Source organism: Micromonospora sp. NBC_01638 (assembly GCF_045209745.1).
Taxonomy (GTDB): domain Bacteria; phylum Actinomycetota; class Actinomycetes; order Mycobacteriales; family Micromonosporaceae; genus Micromonospora.
This window is the reverse complement of record NZ_CP109273.1, coordinates 3665825-3686784: the sequence shown is the minus strand read 5'-3', so window position 1 is coordinate 3686784 and position 20960 is coordinate 3665825. Positions and strand designations below refer to the sequence as shown.

Annotated in this window: 16 protein-coding genes; 5 read left to right on the top strand and 11 right to left on the bottom strand. The window is 72.2% G+C overall.

What is annotated here, in order from left to right:
* Positions 1-19 precede the first annotated feature (19 nt).
* From OG811_RS17460 to ftsY, 7 genes are all read right to left on the bottom strand, one after another.
* Positions 20-676 carry a response regulator gene (locus OG811_RS17460; RefSeq protein ID WP_406067108.1) on the bottom strand — a complete coding sequence of 219 codons (657 nt, stop codon included), beginning with the start codon at positions 674-676 and terminating at the stop codon, positions 20-22.
* The gene (locus OG811_RS17455; protein ID WP_406067106.1) at positions 673-1818 is read right to left on the bottom strand and encodes a sensor histidine kinase; all 1146 of its coding nucleotides are present in this window, start codon (positions 1816-1818) and stop codon (positions 673-675) included. Before OG811_RS17455 ends, OG811_RS17460 begins: the two co-directional genes overlap by 4 nt.
* A gap of 331 nt (positions 1819-2149) precedes the next feature.
* Positions 2150-4438, bottom strand: a complete 2289-nt coding sequence (locus OG811_RS17450; protein ID WP_406067104.1) for a [protein-PII] uridylyltransferase — start codon at positions 4436-4438, stop codon at positions 2150-2152.
* Positions 4439-4455: 17 nt separating this feature from the next.
* A complete protein-coding gene (locus tag OG811_RS17445; protein WP_172862163.1) occupies positions 4456-4794 on the bottom strand; it encodes a P-II family nitrogen regulator in 339 nt (112 codons plus the stop codon).
* 25 nt (positions 4795-4819) lie between these two features.
* On the bottom strand, positions 4820-6232 hold the full coding sequence (locus OG811_RS17440; RefSeq protein WP_406067103.1) for an ammonium transporter: 1413 nt from the start codon (positions 6230-6232) through the stop codon (positions 4820-4822).
* A 206-nt stretch (positions 6233-6438) separates the two neighbouring features.
* A complete protein-coding gene (locus OG811_RS17435) occupies positions 6439-7302 on the bottom strand; it encodes a phosphotransferase (protein WP_406067101.1) in 864 nt (287 codons plus the stop codon).
* Between the two features lie 6 nt (positions 7303-7308).
* Positions 7309-8493, bottom strand: a complete 1185-nt coding sequence (gene ftsY, locus OG811_RS17430) for a signal recognition particle-docking protein FtsY (protein WP_406067100.1) — start codon at positions 8491-8493, stop codon at positions 7309-7311.
* Positions 8494-8576: 83 nt separating this feature from the next.
* Between ftsY and OG811_RS17425 the strand changes: the two genes are divergently transcribed.
* The 3 genes from OG811_RS17425 to OG811_RS17415 all read left to right on the top strand — a co-directional run bounded on the left by OG811_RS17425 (position 8577) and on the right by OG811_RS17415 (position 11342).
* The gene (locus OG811_RS17425) at positions 8577-10304 is read left to right on the top strand and encodes an alkaline phosphatase D family protein (protein ID WP_406067099.1); all 1728 of its coding nucleotides are present in this window, start codon (positions 8577-8579) and stop codon (positions 10302-10304) included.
* Between the two features lie 9 nt (positions 10305-10313).
* Positions 10314-10754, top strand: coding sequence for a MarR family winged helix-turn-helix transcriptional regulator (locus OG811_RS17420; protein ID WP_406067098.1), 441 nt, complete (start codon positions 10314-10316; stop codon positions 10752-10754).
* Between the two features lie 66 nt (positions 10755-10820).
* A complete protein-coding gene (locus OG811_RS17415; protein ID WP_406067097.1) occupies positions 10821-11342 on the top strand; it encodes a DinB family protein in 522 nt (173 codons plus the stop codon).
* Between the two features lie 7 nt (positions 11343-11349).
* Here OG811_RS17415 and OG811_RS17410 read toward each other — a convergent pair whose 3' ends face one another.
* The 3 genes from OG811_RS17410 to OG811_RS17400 all read right to left on the bottom strand — a co-directional run bounded on the left by OG811_RS17410 (position 11350) and on the right by OG811_RS17400 (position 16140).
* Positions 11350-11970 carry an HAD family hydrolase gene (locus OG811_RS17410; RefSeq protein ID WP_406067096.1) on the bottom strand — a complete coding sequence of 207 codons (621 nt, stop codon included), beginning with the start codon at positions 11968-11970 and terminating at the stop codon, positions 11350-11352.
* Positions 11970-15584 carry a chromosome segregation protein SMC gene (gene smc, locus OG811_RS17405; RefSeq protein WP_406067095.1) on the bottom strand — a complete coding sequence of 1205 codons (3615 nt, stop codon included), beginning with the start codon at positions 15582-15584 and terminating at the stop codon, positions 11970-11972. Before smc ends, OG811_RS17410 begins: the two co-directional genes overlap by 1 nt.
* Before the next feature lie 361 nt (positions 15585-15945).
* A complete protein-coding gene (locus OG811_RS17400; protein WP_007456482.1) occupies positions 15946-16140 on the bottom strand; it encodes a hypothetical protein in 195 nt (64 codons plus the stop codon).
* Between the two features lie 371 nt (positions 16141-16511).
* On the opposite strand from OG811_RS17400, the gene OG811_RS17395 reads away from it, so the two are divergent.
* Together OG811_RS17395 and OG811_RS17390 are read left to right on the top strand one after the other, a co-directional pair.
* Positions 16512-17654 (top strand): CAP domain-containing protein, encoded by a 1143-nt coding sequence (locus OG811_RS17395; RefSeq protein WP_406067094.1) that lies wholly within the window; start codon positions 16512-16514, stop codon positions 17652-17654.
* A 116-nt stretch (positions 17655-17770) separates the two neighbouring features.
* Positions 17771-18613, top strand: coding sequence for an endo alpha-1,4 polygalactosaminidase (locus tag OG811_RS17390; protein WP_406067093.1), 843 nt, complete (start codon positions 17771-17773; stop codon positions 18611-18613).
* A 117-nt stretch (positions 18614-18730) separates the two neighbouring features.
* Here the strand turns inward: OG811_RS17390 and OG811_RS17385 are convergent, their stop codons facing one another.
* The gene (locus tag OG811_RS17385; RefSeq protein ID WP_406067092.1) at positions 18731-20950 is read right to left on the bottom strand and encodes an MMPL family transporter; all 2220 of its coding nucleotides are present in this window, start codon (positions 20948-20950) and stop codon (positions 18731-18733) included.
* Positions 20951-20960: the final 10 nt, after the last annotated feature.

The window sequence follows — 20960 nt, the reverse complement described above, 5'->3', positions numbered from 1 at the left end:
GCCCGGCCCGCCGAAGCGGTCAACCCGATACCAACCCCGACTGGTACGCGAAGACGACGAGCTGGGCCCGGTCCCGGGCTCCCAGCTTGCCCATCGCCCGGCTGACATGGGTCCGGGCGGTCGCCGGGCTGACCACCAACCGTACGGCGATCTCCTCGTTGTTCAGGCCCTCGCCGACCAGGCCGACGACCTGGCGCTCCCGGTCGGTCAGCGCCTCCAGACGGGGGTGCGGACGAAGCACCCGCGGCGGCCGGGTGGCGAACTCCCGCACCACCCGACGGGTAACCGACGGCGACAGCAGCGCCTCCCCCTCGGCGACCAGCCGGATCGCGCGCAGCAGCTCGGCCGGTCGGGTGTCCTTGGTGAGGAACCCGCTCGCGCCGTGCCGCAGCGCGTCGAAGACGTACTCGTTCAGCTCGAAGGTGGTGAGCACCACCACCCGCGTACCGGTCAGGTCCGGGTCCGCGACGATCCGTCGGGTCGCCTCGATGCCGTCGATGCCGGGCATCCGGATGTCCATCAGCACCACGTCCGGACGTTCCCGACGCGCCAGCTCGACCGCCCGCAGCCCGTCGGCAGCCTCGCCGGCCAGCACCAGGTCGTCCTCGCTCTCCACCAGCGCGCGCAGACCGAGCCGGACCAGGTCCTGGTCGTCGGCGATCAGCACCCGGATCACGTGACCGGCTCCACGGGCAGCCGGGCGTACACCCGGAACCCGCCGTCGGCGCGCGGCCCGATGGCCAACTGGCCACCCAGCGCGGCCACCCGTTCCCGCATCCCGGCCAGGCCGTGCCCGGCCGTCTCGTCGCCGGCCGAATCCAGCCCGCCCCGGGCGGCGCGGCTGCCCCGGTCGACGATTTCGACGGTCACCTCGCCGGCGCGGTAGTCGACGGTCACCTCGGCGCTGGCCACCCCGGCATGGCGCAGCACGTTGGTCAACGCCTCCTGCACCACCCGGTACGCGGCAAGGTCCACCGGCACCGGCAACTCTCGGCGATCGCCGGACACCCGCAGCTCCACGGCGAGCCCGGCCCCGGCCAGCCGATCGCGCAGCGCGGGAAGCCGGGCCAGACCGGGCACCGGGCCCCGGTCCGCACCGCGCCGCACCGCGCCCAGGGTGACCCGCAGCTCGTCCAGCGCCTCCCGGCTGGTCCGACTGATGGCGGTCAGCGCGGTCTCCGCCTGCTCCGGCCGTTTCGGCAGCAGGTGCAGGGCGATCTCCGCCTGCATGCTGATCGCGGCCAGCCCGTGCCCCACCACGTCGTGCACCTCCTGCGCGATGCGCAACCGCTCCTCGTCGGCCTGGCGCCGGGCCTGCTCGACACGGTCACGGGCGGCAGCCTCCCGGTTGACCCGCACCACCACCGCCACCGCGAACGGTACGACCGCCCAGGCCGACGCGGGCAGCACTCCCGTCCACCCGGGGGCCGGGCCGCGGGAGAAGAAGACGTGCGGCAACAACAGGACGAACGCCCCGGCGGTGGCGAGCGCCGCCGGGCCCACCGGCAGCCGTGCGGCAACGGTGTACACCGCGATCAGGAACGTGAGCAGGATCGGCCCGTACGGGTACCCGAGCACCAGGTACGTCGAGGTGGCCACGGTGACCACGGCGAGGGTGGCGACCGGGGCGCGTCGCCGGACCAGCAGGGCGAGCGCGGCGACCGCGATCAGCACCCGGCAGGTGGCGTCCACCGGCCTCGACCCTGGCTGGTTGTTCCCGGCCAGACCGGTGGCGAGCAGCCCGAACCCGAGCAGCACCAGGGCGAGCGCGACGTCCGCCGCCGCCCCCTGCCAGCCCCGCTGTCCGCTGCGCCACATGGCCGTCATTCTGCCCGCGCCGACGCGCCCCGGCGTGCGTCCACGAGCGTGACCGCACCTACGCCCCCGGACGTACCCGCCGCCCTCAACCACGGCCCGCGCTCTACCGGCCCGCGCTCTACCGGCGTCCGCCTTACCGGCCCGCGCTCTACCGGCCGTGGCTTCGAGGCGGGGCTCAAGCGCCGGCGAGGGGAGCTGCCAGGGCTCCGGCGCGGGGCGGTCGGCGGCGGACACCTCCGTGAGCGTGATGACTGTGCGGCATATTTATGCCGCACAGTCATCACGCTCGTAATGGACAGAGGGCTCGCGCGGACACCGCTCCCACCGTGGGTCAGACTGCGGCGGGGACTGCGGCGAGGACTGCGGCCTCCAGACGTGCTCTGGCGTCGTCGTCCGGCCAACCGCCCACCAGGTAGAAGGCGTCCACCACGTCGGCGCCGAGAGTGGAGATGCGGGCCGCGCGGACCAGGGCACCCGCCTCGTCGAGCGCGCAGGCGACCCGGTAGAGCAACCCGGCGGCGTCCGCCGCGCGCAACTCCAGCAGCACCGCGTCGGTGGCCGCCTCGCGGTGCCAGACCACCCGGGGAGCAGCACCGCCGCCACGGGCGGCAAGCGCACGGCCGCGTAGCCGTTGGGTGACCGACACGTCACCGCCGACCGCCCGACGCAGGTCCGCGCGGAGCGGGACCGGGTCCGGCTCGAGGCCGTAGCGGGGTTGCACCCGGCACTCGACCAGGGCTCGGCCGTCGACCACGGAGGCATCCGCGGAGATCACTTCCAGCCGGTGCAGGGCCAGGCAGCCGGCAACCGTGGCGAGCAGGCCCCGCCGGTCGGCCGCGGCGACCGACACCCGGTCCCCGGTCAGGTGGACGACCGGCAGTGGCCCAGCCAGCAGCGCCGGGTCCGGGACGGGCGGTTCGGGCAGTACGCCGGTGTCCAGTGCGGTGCGGACCCGGGCGACAAGCTCGGCGACGAGTCGGCCCTTCCAGTCCGACCAGGCCGCCGGCCCGGTCGCCGCCGCGTCGGCGCGGACCAGCGCGTGCAGCACGTCGAGGGTGCCAGTGTCACCGACCGCCTCGGCCACCGAGGCAATGGTGACCGGGTCGGACAGGTCCCGGCGGGTGGCCACGTCGGGCAGCAGCAGGTGCAACCGGACCAGCGTGCCGATCAGCTCGACTTCGGCGGGCGGCAGACCGACCCGGGTCGCCACCGCCTGGGCCAGTGGCACCCCGACGGTGCTGTGATCACCGGTGAGGCCCTTGCCGATGTCGTGCAGGAGAGCACCGAGGAGCAGCAGGTCGGGGCGTTCCACCTCGCGGGCGTGTCGGCTGGCCTCGTGGGCGGTCTGCACGAGGTGCCGGTCGAGGGTGTAGCGGTGCACCGGGTTGTGCTGGGGCAGGCTGCGCAGCCGGGTCCACTCGGGCAGCCAGCCGTCGACCAGCCCGTACCGGTCGCAGGTCTCCCAGGCGGGCACCAGACCGGGACCGGCGCCGAGCAGGGTGGTGAGCGCGGCCCGGGCCTCAGCCGGCCAGGGCGCGGGCAGTGGCGGGCAGTAGGCCGCCAGCCACTCGCAGGTGGCCCGGGCGATCGGGAGTCGGGTCGTGGCCGCCGCGGCGGCCACCCGCAGCGAGAGGCTCGGGTCGGGGCGTGCCCCGATCGCCGTCCGGGCCAGCACGAGCTCGCCGTCGTGCTCGACCACGTCGCGGGCCACCGGGCGGCGCGCGGGGCGACCGTTGCCGCCTCGGGACCGGCCGGAGCGCAACCGGTCGGCGGCACGAAACGCGTCATCCAGAGCGTGGCTGACCGTGCGGGCAGCACCGGCGACCCGGCGCAGGAGGGCGTCGCCGTCGTCCACGACGAGCAGGGCGGCAACCCCGTCGCGCTCCTGGGCGACCAACCGGTCGACCCGTCGGCCGACCTGCTGGTGCAGGGCGTCCCGGGTGTCCAGCAGGCGTAGGTGGGCGGCGTGCACGGCCGGTCGCAGCGCGTCGGTGATGCCGGCGGCGGAGATCGCCCGCAGCAGACCCACGTCGCGCAGGCCACCGGCCGCCTCCTTGAGGTCGCCCTCCAGCAGGAACGCCAGCTCACCGTGGGTTTGCCAGCGGGCTTCGGTGACCTCCCGCAGGCCGGGCAGGTGACGTACGGCGGTGCGCCGCCAATGATCGGCGGCGGTGCGGATCAGCGCGTCGGCCAGCGCCTGGTCGCCCACGACAAGCCGGGCGTCGAGCAGCCCGAGGGCGACCTTGACGTCGTCCTGGGCCACCGAGAGCGCCTCGGCGACGGTGCGTACCGAATGGTCGAGCCGCAGGCCCGCGTCCCAGATCGGATACCAGATCGAGGCGGCCAACTCGTCCGTGCCCGGCACCCCCGCGTGCAGCAGAACCAGGTCGAGATCGCTGTACGGGGCGCACTGCCGCCGGCCCAACCCCCCGACGGCAACCAGTGCCACGCCGTCCTGCGCAGGCAGCAGCCCCCGCAAAAAGGCGTCGTAAGCGGCAGCCCGTGCCAACCGAGCCGGCTCGCCGATCCCCCCGGGAACGCCGACGACCTCATTGATCAAGAGGTTCGCGTCGCCGTCAGCGGCGTGTCCTGACGCGTTCTTCTTGATCAACGAGGTCATGTCAGTCGTCGTCCAGGTCAGAGTGCGTCGAGGCCGCGCTCGCCGGTACGTACCCGGACGACCTCTTCGACACCGGTGACCCAGACCTTGCCGTCGCCGATCTTGCCCGTACGGGCTGCCCCGACGATGGCGTCCACGACCTTGTCCACGTCGATCTCGTCGGTGAGCACCTCAACCCGGATCTTGGGCAGGAACTCGACCGTGTACTCGGCACCCCGGTAGACCTCGGTGTGCCCCTTCTGCCGCCCGTACCCCTGAACCTCGCTGACGGTCAGCCCGGCCACCCCGAGGGCGTGCAGGGCCTCCTTCACCGCGTCCAGTTGGTACGGCTTGATGACCGCGGTCACCAGCTTCATGTCCAACCCCTCCATCCCAGGAACGTTAACCGGCGACCTTCGCGCTGACCGGCTCGGCGGAGTCCGCCTCCGGCTTGGCACCGCTCGTCGTGCTGCCACCGGGGGTGCCGATGCCGGCCATCGCGAACGCGCCGCCCGTGCCGCCGCCCGCCGGGGACAGGTCGTAGCTGCTCTCGGCGTGTTCGGCGATGTCGATGCCCTCGACCTCGGCCTCACCCTTGACGCGGAAGCCGATCGTCTTTTCGATGACGAAGGCGAGCACCCAGGCCACGCCGAACGACCATACGGTGACGATCAGGCCGGCGAGGGCCTGCCGCCCGAGCTGGGTGAGGCCGCCGCCGTAGAAGAGACCGTCGGAGGCACCGACCACGTCGGTGATCGCCGCGTTGACCGAGTTGGTGGCGAAGAGGCCGAGCCAGAGCGAGCCGATCCAGCCGCCGACGAAGTGCACGCCGACCACGTCGAGGGAGTCGTCATAGCCGAACCTGTACTTGAGGCTGACGGCGAGTGCGCAGACGATGCCGGCGACGATGCCGAGCAGGACCGCGGCCCAGGGTGCGATGAAACCACAGGCCGGGGTGATGGCGACCAGCCCGGCAACCGCGCCGGACGAGGCACCGACCATGGTCGGCTTGCGCGACTTGATCCACTCGACCGCGATCCAGCCGAGCACCGCCGCCGCCGTGGCGAGCTGGGTGTTGATGAAGGCGAGGCCGGCGACCGAGTCGACGGTCAGCTCCGAGCCGGCGTTGAACCCGAACCAGCCGAACCACAGCAGACCCGCACCGAGCGCGACCAGCGGGATGTTGTGCGGCTTCATGCCCTCCCGCGGCCAACCGAGCCGCTTACCGAGCACCAGCGCCACGGCCAGGGCCGCCGCACCGGCGTTGATGTGCACCGCGGTGCCGCCGGCGAAGTCCAGTGCGTGGATGTCGGCGCCGATGATCCCGCCGCCCCACACCCAGTGGGCGACCGGAAAGTAGACCAGGGTGGCCCAGCCGAAGGCGAACAGCAGCCAGCCGGCGAACCTGGCCCGGTCGGCGATGGCACCACTGATCAGCGCGACGGTGATCACCGCGAAGACCATCTGGAAGGCCATGAACACGTAGAGCGGAATCCCGATGCCGCTGGGGTTCTCCGCCGTGGCACCCCACAGATCGGTCTCGGCGAGAAAGGTCCTGGTGCCGAGGTATGCGCCCGGGTCACCCCAGAAGCCGTTCACGTCGGCCCCGAAGGCGACGCTGAAACCGTAGAACCACCACAGAATAGAGATGAGCCCGATAGCGGAAAAGCTCATCATCATCATGTTGAGTACGCCCTTGGCCCGGTTGAGGCCGCCATAGAACAGCGCCAGTCCGGGGGTCATGAGCAGCACGAGCGCGGTCGAAACCAGCAGCCAAACGGTATTGGCGCCGTCGATCGTCGGAGCTTCAGGCACGCTGGCCTCCTAAAGGTGAAGTCCTCCTTCGCGGCTTTCCAGGGCTGCGTCGCCCGTAGGCCGGTTGCGCGGAAGCTTCGCGGCCGGCTGTTTCACCCAGGGGCCCGTGCGGGTTTCCGTTCCGTGACGGGTTGTTTCGCACGTGTCACGAACTTTGCACAGGGAGTGGCATGGACAGGGGTGGATCGCCCAGACCGGTCCGCGCCTCAGCGGAGGGAGTTCTCCAGGGCGTGCCGCTCGTAGTCGAGCAGCCGCAGGTCGCGCATCGGTCGGCGCAGGTGGCCCTTGTGCACGATCCGGACGAACGCCGGCTCACCGGCGGCGGCCATTCGGCGGATCCCCTCCACGTGGTCCACGATCCGTTTGCGGATGGTCCGGATCAGCCGGTGCCGGTCCCGGGGGATCAGCCCGTACGCGTCGGCGAAGAGCCGTAGCCGGCGCGGCCGGTCCGGGTGCTTCCAGCCGAGCGTGATCGAGTCCCGGTCCGCGAAGATCGGCACCCACGTCCAGGCCGCGTACGCCACGTCGTAGATCCGCGCCCCCGGCGAGGCGAGGTCGAAGTCGATCAGCCCGAGGGTGCCGTCCGGCCGCCAGATCACGTTGTGCGGCGCGGCGTCGTGGTGGCAGATCACCTCGGTGTCCGGTGGTGGGGGTCCGAACGAACGCCAGACCGCCCCCTGGGCCGGGGTGAAGCCGTACTGCGCGTCGTGGAACATCCGCAGCATGGTGGCGACGGTCACCAGCGCCTCGTCAGTCACCCAGTGCGCAGCGAGCGGATATTCTCCGCACTCCCCCTCCAGGTACGACAGCACCTCACGGTTGCGCTCGTCCATGCCGAGCGCTCGTGGGGCGCCGGTGAACCCGACGTACTCCAGGTGCCGCAGCAGGGCGTGCACGGACGGTGTCCACGGCCCGGCGTTGCGGCGGACCGTGTCACCGACACGGACAACGGTGCTCACGTTGCCGCCGTGCAGCGGGATCTCCTGCGAAGTCACGTACGGTCTCCCGAGGCGCTGCGAAGGGTGGCCGGGCTCACGCCAGCCCGCGTACGCGCGGTTGTCACTGGTCACCCGAGACTACGCGTCCCGTCCGGTGGCCTCGGTCCCCAGCAACGCGTCAACGAACTGCGCCGGGTCGAACGGGGCCAGGTCGTCCTTGCCTTCGCCGAGGCCGACCAGCTTCACGGGGATGCCGAGCTTGCGCTGCACAGCGATCACGATGCCGCCCTTGGCGGTGCCGTCGAGCTTGGTCAGCACCACGCCGGTCACGTTGACCACCTCGGTGAAGACCCGGGCCTGTTCCAGGCCGTTCTGCCCTGTTGTGGCGTCCAGGATGAGCAGTGTCTCGTCAATCGGGCCCTGCTTCTCCACGACGCGCTTGACCTTGCCCAGCTCGTCCATCAGGCCGACCTTGTTCTGCAGGCGGCCGGCGGTGTCGATGAGCACGGTGTCCACGCCGGTGTCGATGCCGCGCTTGACGGCGTCGAAGGCGACGCTGGCCGGGTCGGCGGCCTCGAGCCCACGGACGGTCTCCGCACCGACGCGCGAGCCCCAGGTCTCCAGCTGGTCGGCGGCGGCGGCCCGGAAGGTGTCCGCCGCGCCGAGCAGCACGCTACGGCCGTCAGCCACCAGCACCCGGGCGATCTTGCCGCAGGTGGTGGTCTTGCCGGCGCCGTTGACGCCGACGACCAGGAGCACCGCCGGCACGCCGTCCTTCGGGGCGGTCCGCAACGACCGGTCCAGGCTCGGGTCGAGCGCGTTGACCAACTCGGCGGCGAGCAGTGCCCGCAGCTCGGAGGCCGAGCGGGTGCCGAGCACCCTGGTGCGCTCGCGGAGCCGGTCGACGATGTCCCGGGTGGCGTCGACGCCGACGTCGGCGGTGATCAGGCTGTCTTCGATCTCCTCCCAGACGTCCTCGTCGAGGTGGTCGCGGGCGAGCAGACCGAGCAGGCCCTTGCCGAAGACGTTCTGCGAGCGGGACAGCCGCGAGCGGAGCCGGACCAGCCGCCCGGCGGTCGGCTCGGGCACCTCCACGGCGGGCGCCTCGATCACCGGCGGCGGCTCGACCAGGACGCCGGTGGACAGATCGGACTCCGTTGCCTCGACCGGCGGGCCGGCGAGATCTTCCTCAGCCCTGGTGTCGACCTCGGTGCGTGGCAGCGGGGGCTCGGGCCGCCGCCGCAATCGCGGCACGACCAGCCCGACTGTGCCGGCGATCAGCACACCGAGCAGGACCAATACGAGGACGAGATATTCGGCCATGCCGGAATCCTGTCAGATGCGGGTGGCGGCGTCCCAGCCACCGCACCCGGCCGGTGCCAGGAACCGGCGGTAGGCTCGGCCGCATGCCCGCCGCACACCTGCTCATCGGCCCACTCCTGCGGCGAGTGGTGGACACCCGGGCGACCGTCTGGGTGGAGACGGCAGCGCCCGCCGTGGTCACCGTCCGCACCGCCAGCGGCGCCACCGGCACCGCGCCCACCTTCTCGGCGTACGACCACCACTACGCCCTCGTGCTGGTGAAGGGGCTCACTGCGGACAGCGAGACCACCTACGAGGTGCTGGTTGACGACGAGTTGGTCTGGCCGGTGCCGAGCAGCGGCTTCCCGCCGAGCGTGATCCGCACCCGGGCCGCCGACGACCGGGACCAGCCGGTCAGCCTGATCTTCGGCTCGTGCCGGGAGACCACCCAGCACTCCACCACCCGGAAGCTGCCGCCCGACGCGCTGGACGCGTACGCCCGGCGGTTGATGGCCGACCCGGAGTCGAACCCGCTGCCTGACCTGCTGGTGCTGCTGGGTGACCAGGTCTACGCCGACGTCACCTCGCCCACGGTGCGGCGGCTGCTGCGTCGGCGCCATCGGCGTCCGAAGGGCGCCCCGGCCGACCAGGTGGTGAGCTTCGACGAGTACACCAAGCTCTACCTGGAGTCCTGGCGTGACCCGGAGATCCGCTGGCTGCTCTCCACCGTGCCAAGCGTGATGATCTTCGACGACCACGAGATCATCGACGACTGGAACACCTCCGCGGCGTGGCGTGCCGAGGTACGCGAACAGCCCTGGTGGCAGGAGCGGATCGGCAGCGGACTCGCCTCGTACTGGGTCTACCAGCACCTGGGCAACCTCTCCCCCGACGAGATCGCCGCCGACCCGGTCTTCGCCAAGGTCGCCGCCGCCGAGGACGCCACCGGCGTGTTGCGCGAGTTCGGGCACCGGGTCGACCAGGAGTCGGACCTGGCGCACGACACCGAACGCTGGCGGGCCGTGCAATATCAGTGGAGCTACGCACTGGACCTGGGCCGGACCCGGCTGGTCATGCTGGACAACCGGTGCAGCCGGGTCCTGGAGCCGGGTCGACGGGCAATGTTGCCGCCGGGTGAGTGGTCCTGGTTCCTCGACCAGGCGCACGGGGTCTACGACCACCTGGTGGTCGGTGCCTCGCTGCCCTGGCTGTTGCCGCAGGGCATCCATCACATCGAGGCGTGGAACGAGAAGCTCGCCGAATCGCGCCGCCCCTGGGTGGCACGCGGGGCGGAGAAGCTGCGCCGCGCTCTGGACCTGGAGCACTGGGCGGCGTTCCGGCGCTCCTTCGAGGCACTCGCGGAGACCTTCGCCCGGATCGGCACCGGCACCCCGCGGCAGTCCGGCGCGCGGGTCGGCGCTGGTCCGGCGTACGCCCCGCCGGCGTCGATCAGTGTGCTCTCCGGGGACGTGCACCACTCGTACGTGGCCCGGGCCCGGTTCGCCGACCCGGCGGTGGTCACTCCCGTGCACCAGCTCACCTGCTCGCCGATCCACAACCAGGTGCCGGCCGGCATCCGTCCGCTGATGCGGCTGGGCTGGTCGTCCGGGCCGGCCGGTGCCACCCGGGCGCTGGCTCGCTCCGCGGGGGTACGCCGGCCGGGGGTGCGCTGGCGCAAGCTGGCGGGCCCTTACTTCGGCAACGCGGTCGCCACCCTGACCCACGAGGGGCGCCGGGCCGACGTGACCATCGAGGGCACCACCAGGGACGGCCACCTACGCCCGGTGATGCGGCGCCGACTCTCGGGCGTCGGCAAACCGGCCTCGCCGTAGTCTCTACGCGTGGATGAGCACCTGCCGGAACCGATCCGGGCGGTCGAGCACGAGTTGACCGCTCTGCTGCGTCGTGGGCGGGCGGTTTCGTGGGAGATCGCCAGGGAGGTGCACCCGAACCTTGAGCCGAACACCTACGGGTTGTTGCTCTGGTTGCGGCGCAGTGGGTCGATCCGGTTGACCGAGCTGGCGGCGCGGCTCGGCGTGGGCAAGGGGACGCTGAGCCGGCAGATCAACGCGCTGGAGGTCCTCGGCCTGGTCCACCGTGACCCTGATCCGAGCGACCGGCGGGCCGCGCAGATCAGCCTCACCGAGGCGGGCCAGCGTCGGTTCGACGTTGCCCGGGCCGCGCGGCTGGGCGAGTTCGTACGCGCACTGGACGGCTGGCCGGACCGGGACATTGAGGAGTTCGCCCGGCTGCTCGGCCGGTTCAACGACTCCTGGCAGTGACGCCCCACGACGGGGAAGACGATAACCCGTCGCGGAGTGTCCGGGGTGCCGGGCAGGATGCGCGGCATGACCTGGATCGCACCGGAGATCACCCGGACCCCCGAACCGTACGTCGGCGACGAGCGCACCATGCTCGACGGCTGGCTCGACTACCACCGACAGACCCTGCTGCTCAAGTGCGCCGGCCTGACCGACGAGCAGTTGCGGACCCCGAGCGTGGAACCGTCCGGGCTGACCCTGCTCGGCCTGGTCCGGCACCTGGCCGAGGTCGAGGCCTGGTGGTTCCGGGAGAACTTCGCTGGCGAGCCTGTCGACTACCCGTACTTCACCCCGGAGACCCCGGACGCCGACCACGACGTCAGCGCCGCCGACGCCGAGGCCGACTTCGCCACCTTCCATCGCGAGGTGGCGCTGGCCCGCGAGGCCGCCGCGGGCCACTCGCTCGACGAGACGTTCACCGAGGTCGGCGCGAAGAAGCGCACGTTCAACCTGCGCTGGGTGTACGTGCACATGATCGAGGAGTACGCCCGGCACAACGGTCACGCCGACCTGATCCGGGAACGCATCGACGGCGTCACCGGCGAGTGACGAGCGCTCAGTAGTCCAGGGCCGCCCGCAGGTACCGAAGGTCGGCGTGTCCGCCCCAGCGGTGCGCGGACAGCCCGGCGGACCGGGCACCCCGCACGGCCCAGTCCTCGTCGTCGACGAAGAGGACCCGGGCCGGCGGGGTGGCCAGAGCCACGCAGGCGGCCTGGAAGTATTCCGGGGCGGGCTTGTGCACCCCGACCGCCGACGAGTTGACCACCACGTCCAGCTCGTCGGCCAGCCCGAGCACGGCCAGGTCGGCGTCGAGCAGGTCGGTGGCGTTGGTGCCCAGTCCAACCCTGATCCCGGCGGCGCGTACCTCCCGGACGAAGTCGAGCACCTCGGTGTCCACCTCGCCCCGGTAGCTCTGCCACTGCTCCACCGCCGCACGGGCCCGGTCCGGGCCACCGGCCGGCTCAGCGAGCGCGTCCGCCACGCTGCTCACCCACTCGGCGTGGCTGACCTGGCCGGTGAGCACCGGCTGAAGCCGGCCCCACTGCATGGCGATCTCGCCGAGCACCCCCTCGGACAGGCCGTACTCCCGCTCGACACCGGCGGCCACCGCCGGATCCCACCGGCGCAGTACGCCGTCGAAGTCCAGCAGGAGCGCCGTCGCGCGTTCCCGAGCCACTACTCGTTCTCCTCGCCGCGGCCTTGCCGCTGGTCGTCCTCGTCGGCCCGGTTGAGCCGTTGGCTGATCACCTGGGTGACCCCGCTGCGCATGGTGACGCCGTAGAGCGCGTCGGCGATCTCCATCGTCCGCTTCTGGTGCGTGATGACGATCAGCTGACTCTTCTCCCGCAACTGTGCCAGCAACGTGATCAGCCGGCCCAGGTTGACGTCGTCCAGGGCCGCCTCCACCTCGTCCATGATGTAGAACGGGCTGGGCCGGGCGCGGAAGATCGCCACCAGCATGGCCACCGCGGTCAGCGACCGCTCGCCACCGGAGAGCAGCGACAGCCGCTTGATCTTCTTGCCCGGTGGGCGGGCCTCCACCTCGACCCCGGTGGTGAGCAGGTCCTCCGGGTCGGTGAGGATCAGCCGCCCCTCACCGCCGGGGAAAAGCACTGTGAACACCTGCTCGAACTCCCGCGCGGTGTCCTCGAAGGCGCTGGCGAAGACCTCCAGGATCCGCTCATCCACGTCCTTGACCACGGTGAGCAGGTCCCGACGGGTGGCCTTGAGGTCCTCCAACTGCTCGGAGAGGAACTTGTAGCGCTCCTCCAGCGCGGCGAACTCCTCCAGCGCGAGCGGGTTGACCTTGCCCAGCAGGGTCAGTTCGCGTTCCGCCTTCGCGGCTCGCTTCTCCTGCACCGGCCGCTCGTAGCGCACCGGCTCGGGCACGGGCAGGCCGTCGCGTTCGGCCTCCGCGACGTCGACCTGGGTCGGCGGGACGGGCTGGGTGGGGCCGTACTCGGCGACCAGGGTCTCCACGTCCAACCCGAAGTCCTCGGCGGCCTTCGCCTCCAACTGTTCGATGCGCAGCCGTTGCTCGGCGCGGGCCACCTCATCGCGGTGCACCTGGCTGGTCAGCCGCTCCAACTCCGCGCCGAGACGCTTGGCTGCCCCGCGTACCTCCTGCAACTCTGCTTCGCGCGCGGCGCGTTCCAGGGCGACCGCGTCGCGGTGCTCCTCGGCCGTCGCGATCGAGGTGGTGAGCCGGGTGAGTGCCTCCCGGGCGCCACCGGCGACGGCCCGGGCGATGCCCGCGCCCCGGGTGCGCGCAGCCCGCCGGGCTGCGGCGCGTTCCCGGGCGGCCCGCTCCGCGCTGGCCTGCCGAGCCAGCGAGTCGGCCCGGCCGGCGATCGAGGAGACCCGCTCCTCGGCGGTACGCACCGCGAGCCGAACCTCCATCTCGTTCTGCCGGGCCTGCGGCACCATCGCGGCGAGCTGGTCCCGCTCCTCGGCGGAGGGCTCGGCGTCGACCGGGGTCTCCTCGGCCAGCCGCAGCCGCTCCTCCAACTCGTCGAGCGTGGTGAGGTCCCGCTGCCGGGCCGCCTCGGCGCGGGCTCGGGAGTCACCGAGGCGGTCGGTCTCCGCCTTCGCGGAGCGGGCCGCCGCGCCCAGCTCGGCCAGCCGGCGGGCGGCGGCGTTGCGGTGGCTCTCCGCCTCGCGCTTCTCGGCGGCGGCGTGCTGCACAGCCTCCTTGGCGGCGGCCACCTCGGCGCGCGCCTCGACGAGCTGGTCCCGCAGCTCCGCGCCGGAGCGCTCGGCGGCGAGCCGGTTGGTGCGGGCCTCCTCGACGGCCGCCTGCACCTCGATGTAGCTGGGGGCCTTGGCCGACCCGCCGGCAGCCGCGTACGCCCCGACCACGTCACCGTCCGGGGTGACCGCCCGCAGCTCGGGGTTGCTGGCGACCAACTCGGCCGCGGCGGCGAGATCATCGACGAGCGCCACGTCCCGCAGTGCCCGGTGCACCGCCGGACGCAGCTCGGCGCTGCACTCCACCAGGTCTGGGGCCCACCGGGCCTCGTCGGGCAACTTCGGGCGCAGCGCGTCGGCGGAGCCGGTCATGCCGGGTCCCGCCGGGCTGCCGACGAGCAGGCCGGCCCGGCCGGCGTCGGAGATCTTCAGCAGCCGCATCGCCTCGACGGCCTCGTCCACCCCGCTGACAGCGACCGCGTCGGCGAGGCCACCGAGCGCGGCGGCCAGCGCGGCCTCGTGGCCCGGCGCGACGGTGAGCAGCCCGGCGAGGCTGCCGAGCAGGCCGGGCACGTCGCCGGCACGGGCGAGCAGCGCGCCCGTGCCGTCCTTGCGCCGCAGACCCAGTGCGAGCGCCTCCTCCCGGGCCTTCCAGGTGGCGGCGTCCTTCTCGGTCGCCCGCTCGGCGTCGGCCAGCGATCGTACGGTGGCCTGCGCCCGCTCCTGCACGGCGACCGCCTCGGCGTGCCGGGCGTCCAGGTCCGCGTTGTCCCGGTCGGCCTCGGTGGACTGGGCGGCGACCGCGTCCAGGTCAGCCTGCGCCTGCTCGGCGCGGCCAAGCGCGTCGGCGTGCGCGACGGCGAGCCGTTCGATCTCCTCGCTGGCGCTGGTGGTCCGGGTCCGGGCCGAGTTGACCTGGCCGGTGAGCCGGGCCATCCCCTCCCGCCGGTCCGCGATGGCCTTGGCCGCGGCGACCAACTCCCGCTCGGCGGCGGCGAGCTGCCGCTCCAGCTCCTGACGGTGCTCGACCGCCTCGGCCAGCCGGATCTGGTCGTCGGTGAGCGCCCCGCGCAGCTCCTCCTCCTGCTCGCGGACCCGTTCCGCCTCGGCTTCCAGCTGCTCCGGGTCGCGGCCGGGCCGCTCGTCATCGCCACTGGCGCTGAGGTGCCGCAGCCGCTCCCGGGCCAACTGCTCGATCGAGCGGAAGCGTTCCTGCAGGGCGGACAGCTTGTACCAGGTGTCCTGGGCGGCGGCGAGCAGCGGAGCGTCCTCGGCCAGCGCCGCCTCCAGCTCGCCGAGCCGGCCCTGCACCTCGGCGTGCCCGCCCTCGATCTGCTCGCGCCGCTCCCGCAGTGCCGTCTCGTCGGCGATCTCCCGGTCGAGGGTGTTCCGCAGGGTGGCCAGGTCGTCAGCGAGCAGGCGCAGCCGGGCGTCGCGCAGGTTGGCCTGGATGGCGGCGGCACGTCGGGCCACCTCCGCCTGCCGGCCCAGCGGCTTGAGCTGCCGGCGCAGCTCGGCGGTGAGGTCGGTGAGGCGGTTGAGGTTGATCTGCATCGCGTCGAGCTTGCGCAGCGCCTTTTCCTTGCGCTTGCGGTGCTTGAGGACGCCGGCCGCCTCCTCGATGAACGCCCGGCGGTCCTCCGGCTTGGCGTGCAGCATGCCGTCGAGGCGGCCCTGTCCGACGATGATGTGCATCTCCCGGCCGATGCCGGAGTCGGACAGGAGCTCCTGGATGTCGAGCAACCGGCAGGAGTTGCCGTTGATCTCGTACTCGCTCTCGCCGGAGCGGAACATCCGGCGGGTGATGGAGACCTCGGTGTACTCGATCGGCAGCGCGCCGTCGGTGTTGTCGATGGTGAGGGTGACCTCGGCGCGTCCCAGCGGCGCCCGGCCGGCGGTGCCGGCGAAGATGACGTCCTCCATCTTGCCGCCGCGCAGTGCCTTGGCGCCCTGCTCGCCGAGGACCCAGGCGATGGCGTCGACGACGTTGGACTTGCCCGAGCCGTTGGGGCCCACCACGCAGGTGATCCCGGGCTCCAGCTTCAACGTCGTGGCGGAGGCGAAGGATTTGAACCCTCGCACCGTCAGGCTCTTGAGATACACCTTCTCAATCCTCGTCCGGTGGCCGCCGTACCGTCGCCGGCTGTGGGGACCTGGGTGAGCTCGCAGACTAACCCGGTGGTGGGAGCGGGCCGGCATGCGACCCGCCCCGGGTCGCGTGCGTCGAGGGCGCGAGAGGCGACCGCACTGGTGTTCTGCCGGCCGCGACGAGACAAGCGTCGTTCATGATCGGCTTATCGGTCGGCGCGCTATTCGGATACCACAGGCCGGTTCCCGCGCTACCGATTGCAAGATCACAAATCGTCGGCGCCGAAAGGGGCCGGACAGTGTTGCGCGCCGGCACAGGCGTGTCGGCGCGCATTTTTGCGATGGTGCGATTCAGTTTTTTTGCTGCGTGCGGAGATCAGGTCAGCGCCGGCTCGGCCAGACGGAGAAGATCGTCCGCCTCCGCCGCAGCCGCCGCGAGCCGATCATTGTCGGCACGCAGACGCGTGATCTCGAACTCCAGTGCCTGAACCCTGGCACGCAGTCGGGTGACCTCGTCGAGCAGACGCCGGTCGGGCGCTGCACCTACGTGGCCGTAGAGGGCCTTCGCCATGCTGACTCCTTGATATGCGCTGCCGGAAAGGCCGGCCAACGCGCGCCCATTTGTACGCGGCTGTCATTCCAGGCTGTATCTGGACATGACCGGGCGCGACTGGCGACACCTATATATTGAGCCGCAAACCCCTCCTTCGTCAAGTTCTCGCAGGCCGTAGATCATCTCCACGTCGACCTGTCCACTTTTCGGGGGGCTGCCGCAAGGCACGGACACGCTCTGTCCGGACGCCTTTACTGTACGCCCGGATCCACGGAAGTTCGCACCCTGACGTCCGGCTTCCCCTTAACTCTTCCTTAGCCACATTGCCGCACGTCGCGGACGCGCCGTAGCGTCAGCCCGGCCCGCAACCGACCCGTGGAGGCATAGGCGTGTACGGCTGGAGCGACCCGATGGACCCGAGCGGCGCCCCCCGGCGCGCCGAGCGGCCGACCGACGAGCCGACCTGGCTGCACGACCGCCCGGAGCCCCGCTCGACCTACCTGTTCGGTGACGACCCCGACCAGCCCGGCGACGAGTGGCACCGGGAGCAGCCCACCGGCCGGCAGTCGGACCCGACAGGCCCTGCTGCCTCGACCGACGCCCACACCGCCGCCTGGCCGGCCCATCAGCCGGACGGCGAGAACAGCCGCCCGGTCGAGAACACCACCGGCGGCTGGCACACCGACGCCGACCCCGAGACGACCGATGGCTGGCACGCCGGTGCCGGCGTCACCGGCCGACCCGGCGAGGGTCGGCACCGCTCCCCGCGCCGCTGGCGCCGGCCACTGATGATCGGTGGCGCCGCCGCGGCGGCCACTCTCGTGGTGAGCTTCGGCGTCGGCGCGCTCGCGCTGCCCGGCGGTGACGACGGGGCCGGTCAGCCGACGGCCGTCGACGACAACTTCGACGCGTCGGCGGTGCCGACCGAACAGCCGACCCTCGACACCCTCGCCGCTCCCTCCCCGTCCGCCACGCCCACCCCGGCGCGGCCGAGCCCCTCGCCGAGCAAGGTCGTCAAGCCCACCCCGGTGTCATCGCGGACCAATGCCGCGTCCCGACGCAGCGTCGAGCGCAGCAACGCACCGAGCACGACCACCAGCTCCAACGGCTCCAACGGCTCCAACGGCTCCAACGGCTCCAACGGCGCCGTCAGCGCCCAGGCCCGCGAGGTGGTGGACCTGGTCAACGCCGAGCGAGCCAAGGCCGGCTGCACGGCGCTGGGCATCGACGACAAGCTGATGACCGCCGCCCAGCGGCACAGCCAGGACCAGGCCGACCACCAGAACATGTCGCACACCGGCAGCGACGGCAGCAACAGCGGTGTCCGGTTGGACCGCGTCGGCTACGCCTGGCGCACCTACGGCGAGAACGTGGCCTGGAACCAGAAGACCCCGGCCGCGGTGATGGACGCCTGGATGAACAGCTCCGGCCACCGGGCCAACATCCTGAACTGCGCGTTCACCGAGATCGGCGTCGGCATCGCCAGCAGCAACGGACCGTACTGGACGCAGGTCTTCGCGGCGCCGCGCTGACCGCGCGTCGTGCACGCCCCCGCGCTCGTTGACCCGGTGAGGTACGTCGGGCCGGAGCGTGAGGGCGGCGTACCGGTGAGGGCGGCGACGGGCCGTCCGGGACCCGGGAGCTGCCGATGCGGAACCGGCCGCGGAGACGCGCCGCCGTACGCCCACTGCGCCGCGTCCTGTCGACCGGCGTCGCACTCGTCCTGTTGGTGCCGGCGTACGGGTGCCGACCCGAGCTGACCCCGCCCGGCGCGCCCACCGCGTGGCCGACCGCCCAGGCTCGCCACTGGCAGTGGCAATGGCAGCTCAGCGGCCCCCTCGACGCGGCGGCGGACGCGGACGTCTTCCTGCTCGACCCCGTGGCCACCACCGCCGCGCAGACCGCCGAGCTGCGCTCCCGGGACCGCCGGCTGATCTGCCAGGTGCACGTCGGGTCGGTCCGCGCCGCCGACCCGGACGCCAGCCGGATCCCGGCCGTCGTACAGGGCTCGGCCGGGCGCCGACCCGACAGCCGGTGGCTGGACGTCCGGGGCTGGGACGCGCTCGAGCCGGTGCTGGCCGACCGGTTCCGGCTCTGCCGGGGCAAGGGCTTCGGCGCGGTCGCGTTCGCCGACGCCGACGGGTACGCGTCTCGCACCGGCTTCCCGCTCGACTTCGACGACCAACTGCTGTTCAACCGCCGGCTGGCCGAGCTGGCCCGCTCCTTGAGCCTCTCCCCCGGGCTGGTCAACGACGTGCCGCAGCTCGCCGCGCTGGCCCCGGATTTCGACTTCGCGGTCAACGAGGAGTGCGTCCGGCTGAACCAGTGCGCCAAGCTGCTGCCGTTCGCCGATGCCGGCAAGCCGGTCTTCCACGTCGAGTACGTCGGGTCGACCGACGACTTCTGCGTGACCACCGTCGGCTACGGCTTCGCGTCGATCCGCAAGGACCGCACGTTGGATGCGTGGCGAAAAGCCTGCCCCCTCCCCTGACCCCACCCCCGCAGGCGTCGATCTAGGGAAAATCATCGTGGATGGAGATCCACTAGCGACGATTCTCCCTAGATCGGCGCGGGCTAGGCCCGCAGGCGGGCGGCGCGGTAGCGCAGGTCAGGACACCGACACCAACTCCGGAGCGGGTGCGGGCGGATCGGTGGGGGCGGGTGCCGGGCGGGGGCGCAAAAAGCGCGGGGCCCACCAGTTGGCGTCACCGAGCAGGGTCATCAGCGCCGGCAACACCACACCCCGGATGATCGTGGCATCCAACAGGATCGCCGCCGCCAGGCCGATGCCGAGCTGCTTCATGTCAATCGTGCTCAGCGTGGCGAAGATCGAGAAGACACCGACCATCACGACCGCCGCGCTGGTCACCACCCCGGCCGACGAGGTGATCCCGTACGACACGGCGTCGCGGTTGGGCATGCCGGCCCGGATCCCCTCCCGGATCCGACTGACCACGAAGACGTGGTAATCCATCGACAGGCCGAAGAGCACCACGAAGAGGAACAGCGGCAGCCAGGACACGATCGCGCCCATCGACGTGAAGCCGAGCAGCCCCTCGGCCCACTCGCCCTGAAAGACCAGCACCAGCAACCCGTACGCGGCGCCGGCGGAGAGCAGATTCAGCGCGATCGAGCTCGCCGCGATCACCACCGACCGGAAGGTGAGCACCATGACCAGGAAGGTCAGCACCAGCACGAAGCCCATCACCAGCGGCAACTTGTCCCGGACGTGCTGCGCGTAGTCCGCACTGTCGGCCACGCTGCCGCCGACCGCGTACTCGATGCCGGGGATGCCGCGCAGCTCGGCCGGGACCAGGTCCCCGCGCAGCCTCTCCAGCGACTGCACCGACCGGTCGTCCCGACTGGCGTACGGGGTGGCGACGTCCAACACCGACACCCGCCGGTCGGCCGACACCTCGATCTTCGGGCCGTCCGCCTCGGTCGGGGCGAACAACGGATCGCCGGCGGCCCGGGTGGACAGGTCGGTGAGGGCGGCGTGCACCCGTTCGGCCTGCTCGGCCGGCGCCTGGACGGCCACCACGTGATTGGTGCCGGTGCTCGGGAAGGCGGCGGTGAGCCGGTCGTACGCCTGCATGGCCGGGGTGGTGCGCGGCAGGTCCTCCATGCCGGGGAACTTCAACTTCATGCCGAGCGCGGGCGCGGCCAGCGCGAGCAGCAGCCCGACCGAGATGACCAGCGTCGCCACCGGGGCGCGCAGCGCGGGCCGGAGCACCGCCGGCCAGAGCCGGGGCGGGCGTGGGCCGCCGTGCTGGCCGGTGCGCGGCGCGGTCAGCCGCCAGAGCAGCGGCACCCGCGGCCGGTCGACCCAGCGGCCGAGCTTGGCCAGCAGGGCGGGCAGCACGGTCAGCGAACCGGTCACCGCGACGGCGACCACGAGGATCGAGCCGACCGCGAGGGACGAGAAGACCACGTCGCCGGCGAGCAGCAGCCCGGCCATCGAGATCATCACCGCGAGGCCGGAGACCACCACGGCGTGTCCGGAGGTCTCCGCGGCGATCTCCACCGCAGCGAGGCCGGATCGCCCCTTGGCGCGTTCCTCCCGCTCTCGACGGATGTAGAACAGCGAGTAGTCGACCCCGACCGCCATGCCGATCAGCAGGATCACCGGGGCTGTGGTGTCGGTGGCCGGCACCAGGTGCGAGGCGAGGGTGGACAGACCCATCGCGGCGGCGACCGAGGACAACGCCAGCAGCACCGGCACGCTGGCCGCGATCAGCGCGCCGAACGCGAGGATCAGGATCGCCAGGGTGACCGGCAGGCTGAGCAGTTCGGCGCGCTTGAAGTCCTTGCCCAGGGTGTCGTCGAGGGCCTGGCCGATCGACGGCCCGCCGACCTGCTCGACCCGCAACTGCGGGTGTGCGGCCTGCACGCTGGCGGTGACGTCGCGCAACGGCTGCACCCGGTCCGAGGCGGACTCCGGGTCGCCGGACATGGTGACCGGCAGCAGCAGCGCCGAGCCGTCCCGGGCGGTCACCGGCTGGCCCACCTCGGCGACCCCGACGACCGTACGCAGCCGGGCCGCCGCGTCGTCGGCCGCAGCCTTCGCCGCCGCCTGGTCCAACGCACCGCCGCGGGAGGTGATGAGGACGTTGTCCACGGCCGGGTCGTTGAAGTCGCCGGCGTCCACGATCAGGCTGGCGCGCCCCGCCTCGCCGATCGCCTGGTCGCCGCTGGTGGCCTCGTTGAGGCCGGCGGCGTTGCCGCCCACGAAGCACACCGCCACGAACACGGCCCACAGTGCGATCGCCCGCCACGGGTGCTCGGCGCTCCACCGCGCCAGCCGCACCGTCACCGGTCTTGTCCCCATCTCGGGTCCC

Excerpts from the sequence above, each read along its gene's own strand:
- OG811_RS17385 (WP_406067092.1), bottom strand. The coding sequence starts at position 20,950 with ATGGGGACAAGACCGGTGACGGTGCGGCTGGCGCGGTGGAGCGCCGAG.
- OG811_RS17415 (WP_406067097.1), top strand. The coding sequence starts at position 10,821 with ATGACCTGGATCGCACCGGAGATCACCCGGACCCCCGAACCGTACGTC.
- OG811_RS17450 (WP_406067104.1), bottom strand. The coding sequence starts at position 4,438 with ATGACCTCGTTGATCAAGAAGAACGCGTCAGGACACGCCGCTGACGGC.
- OG811_RS17445 (WP_172862163.1), bottom strand. The coding sequence starts at position 4,794 with ATGAAGCTGGTGACCGCGGTCATCAAGCCGTACCAACTGGACGCGGTG.
- OG811_RS17425 (WP_406067099.1), top strand. The coding sequence starts at position 8,577 with ATGCCCGCCGCACACCTGCTCATCGGCCCACTCCTGCGGCGAGTGGTG.
- OG811_RS17390 (WP_406067093.1), top strand. The coding sequence starts at position 17,771 with ATGCGGAACCGGCCGCGGAGACGCGCCGCCGTACGCCCACTGCGCCGC.
- ftsY (WP_406067100.1), bottom strand. The coding sequence starts at position 8,493 with ATGGCCGAATATCTCGTCCTCGTATTGGTCCTGCTCGGTGTGCTGATC.
- OG811_RS17455 (WP_406067106.1), bottom strand. The coding sequence starts at position 1,818 with ATGTGGCGCAGCGGACAGCGGGGCTGGCAGGGGGCGGCGGCGGACGTC.
- OG811_RS17400 (WP_007456482.1), bottom strand. The coding sequence starts at position 16,140 with ATGGCGAAGGCCCTCTACGGCCACGTAGGTGCAGCGCCCGACCGGCGT.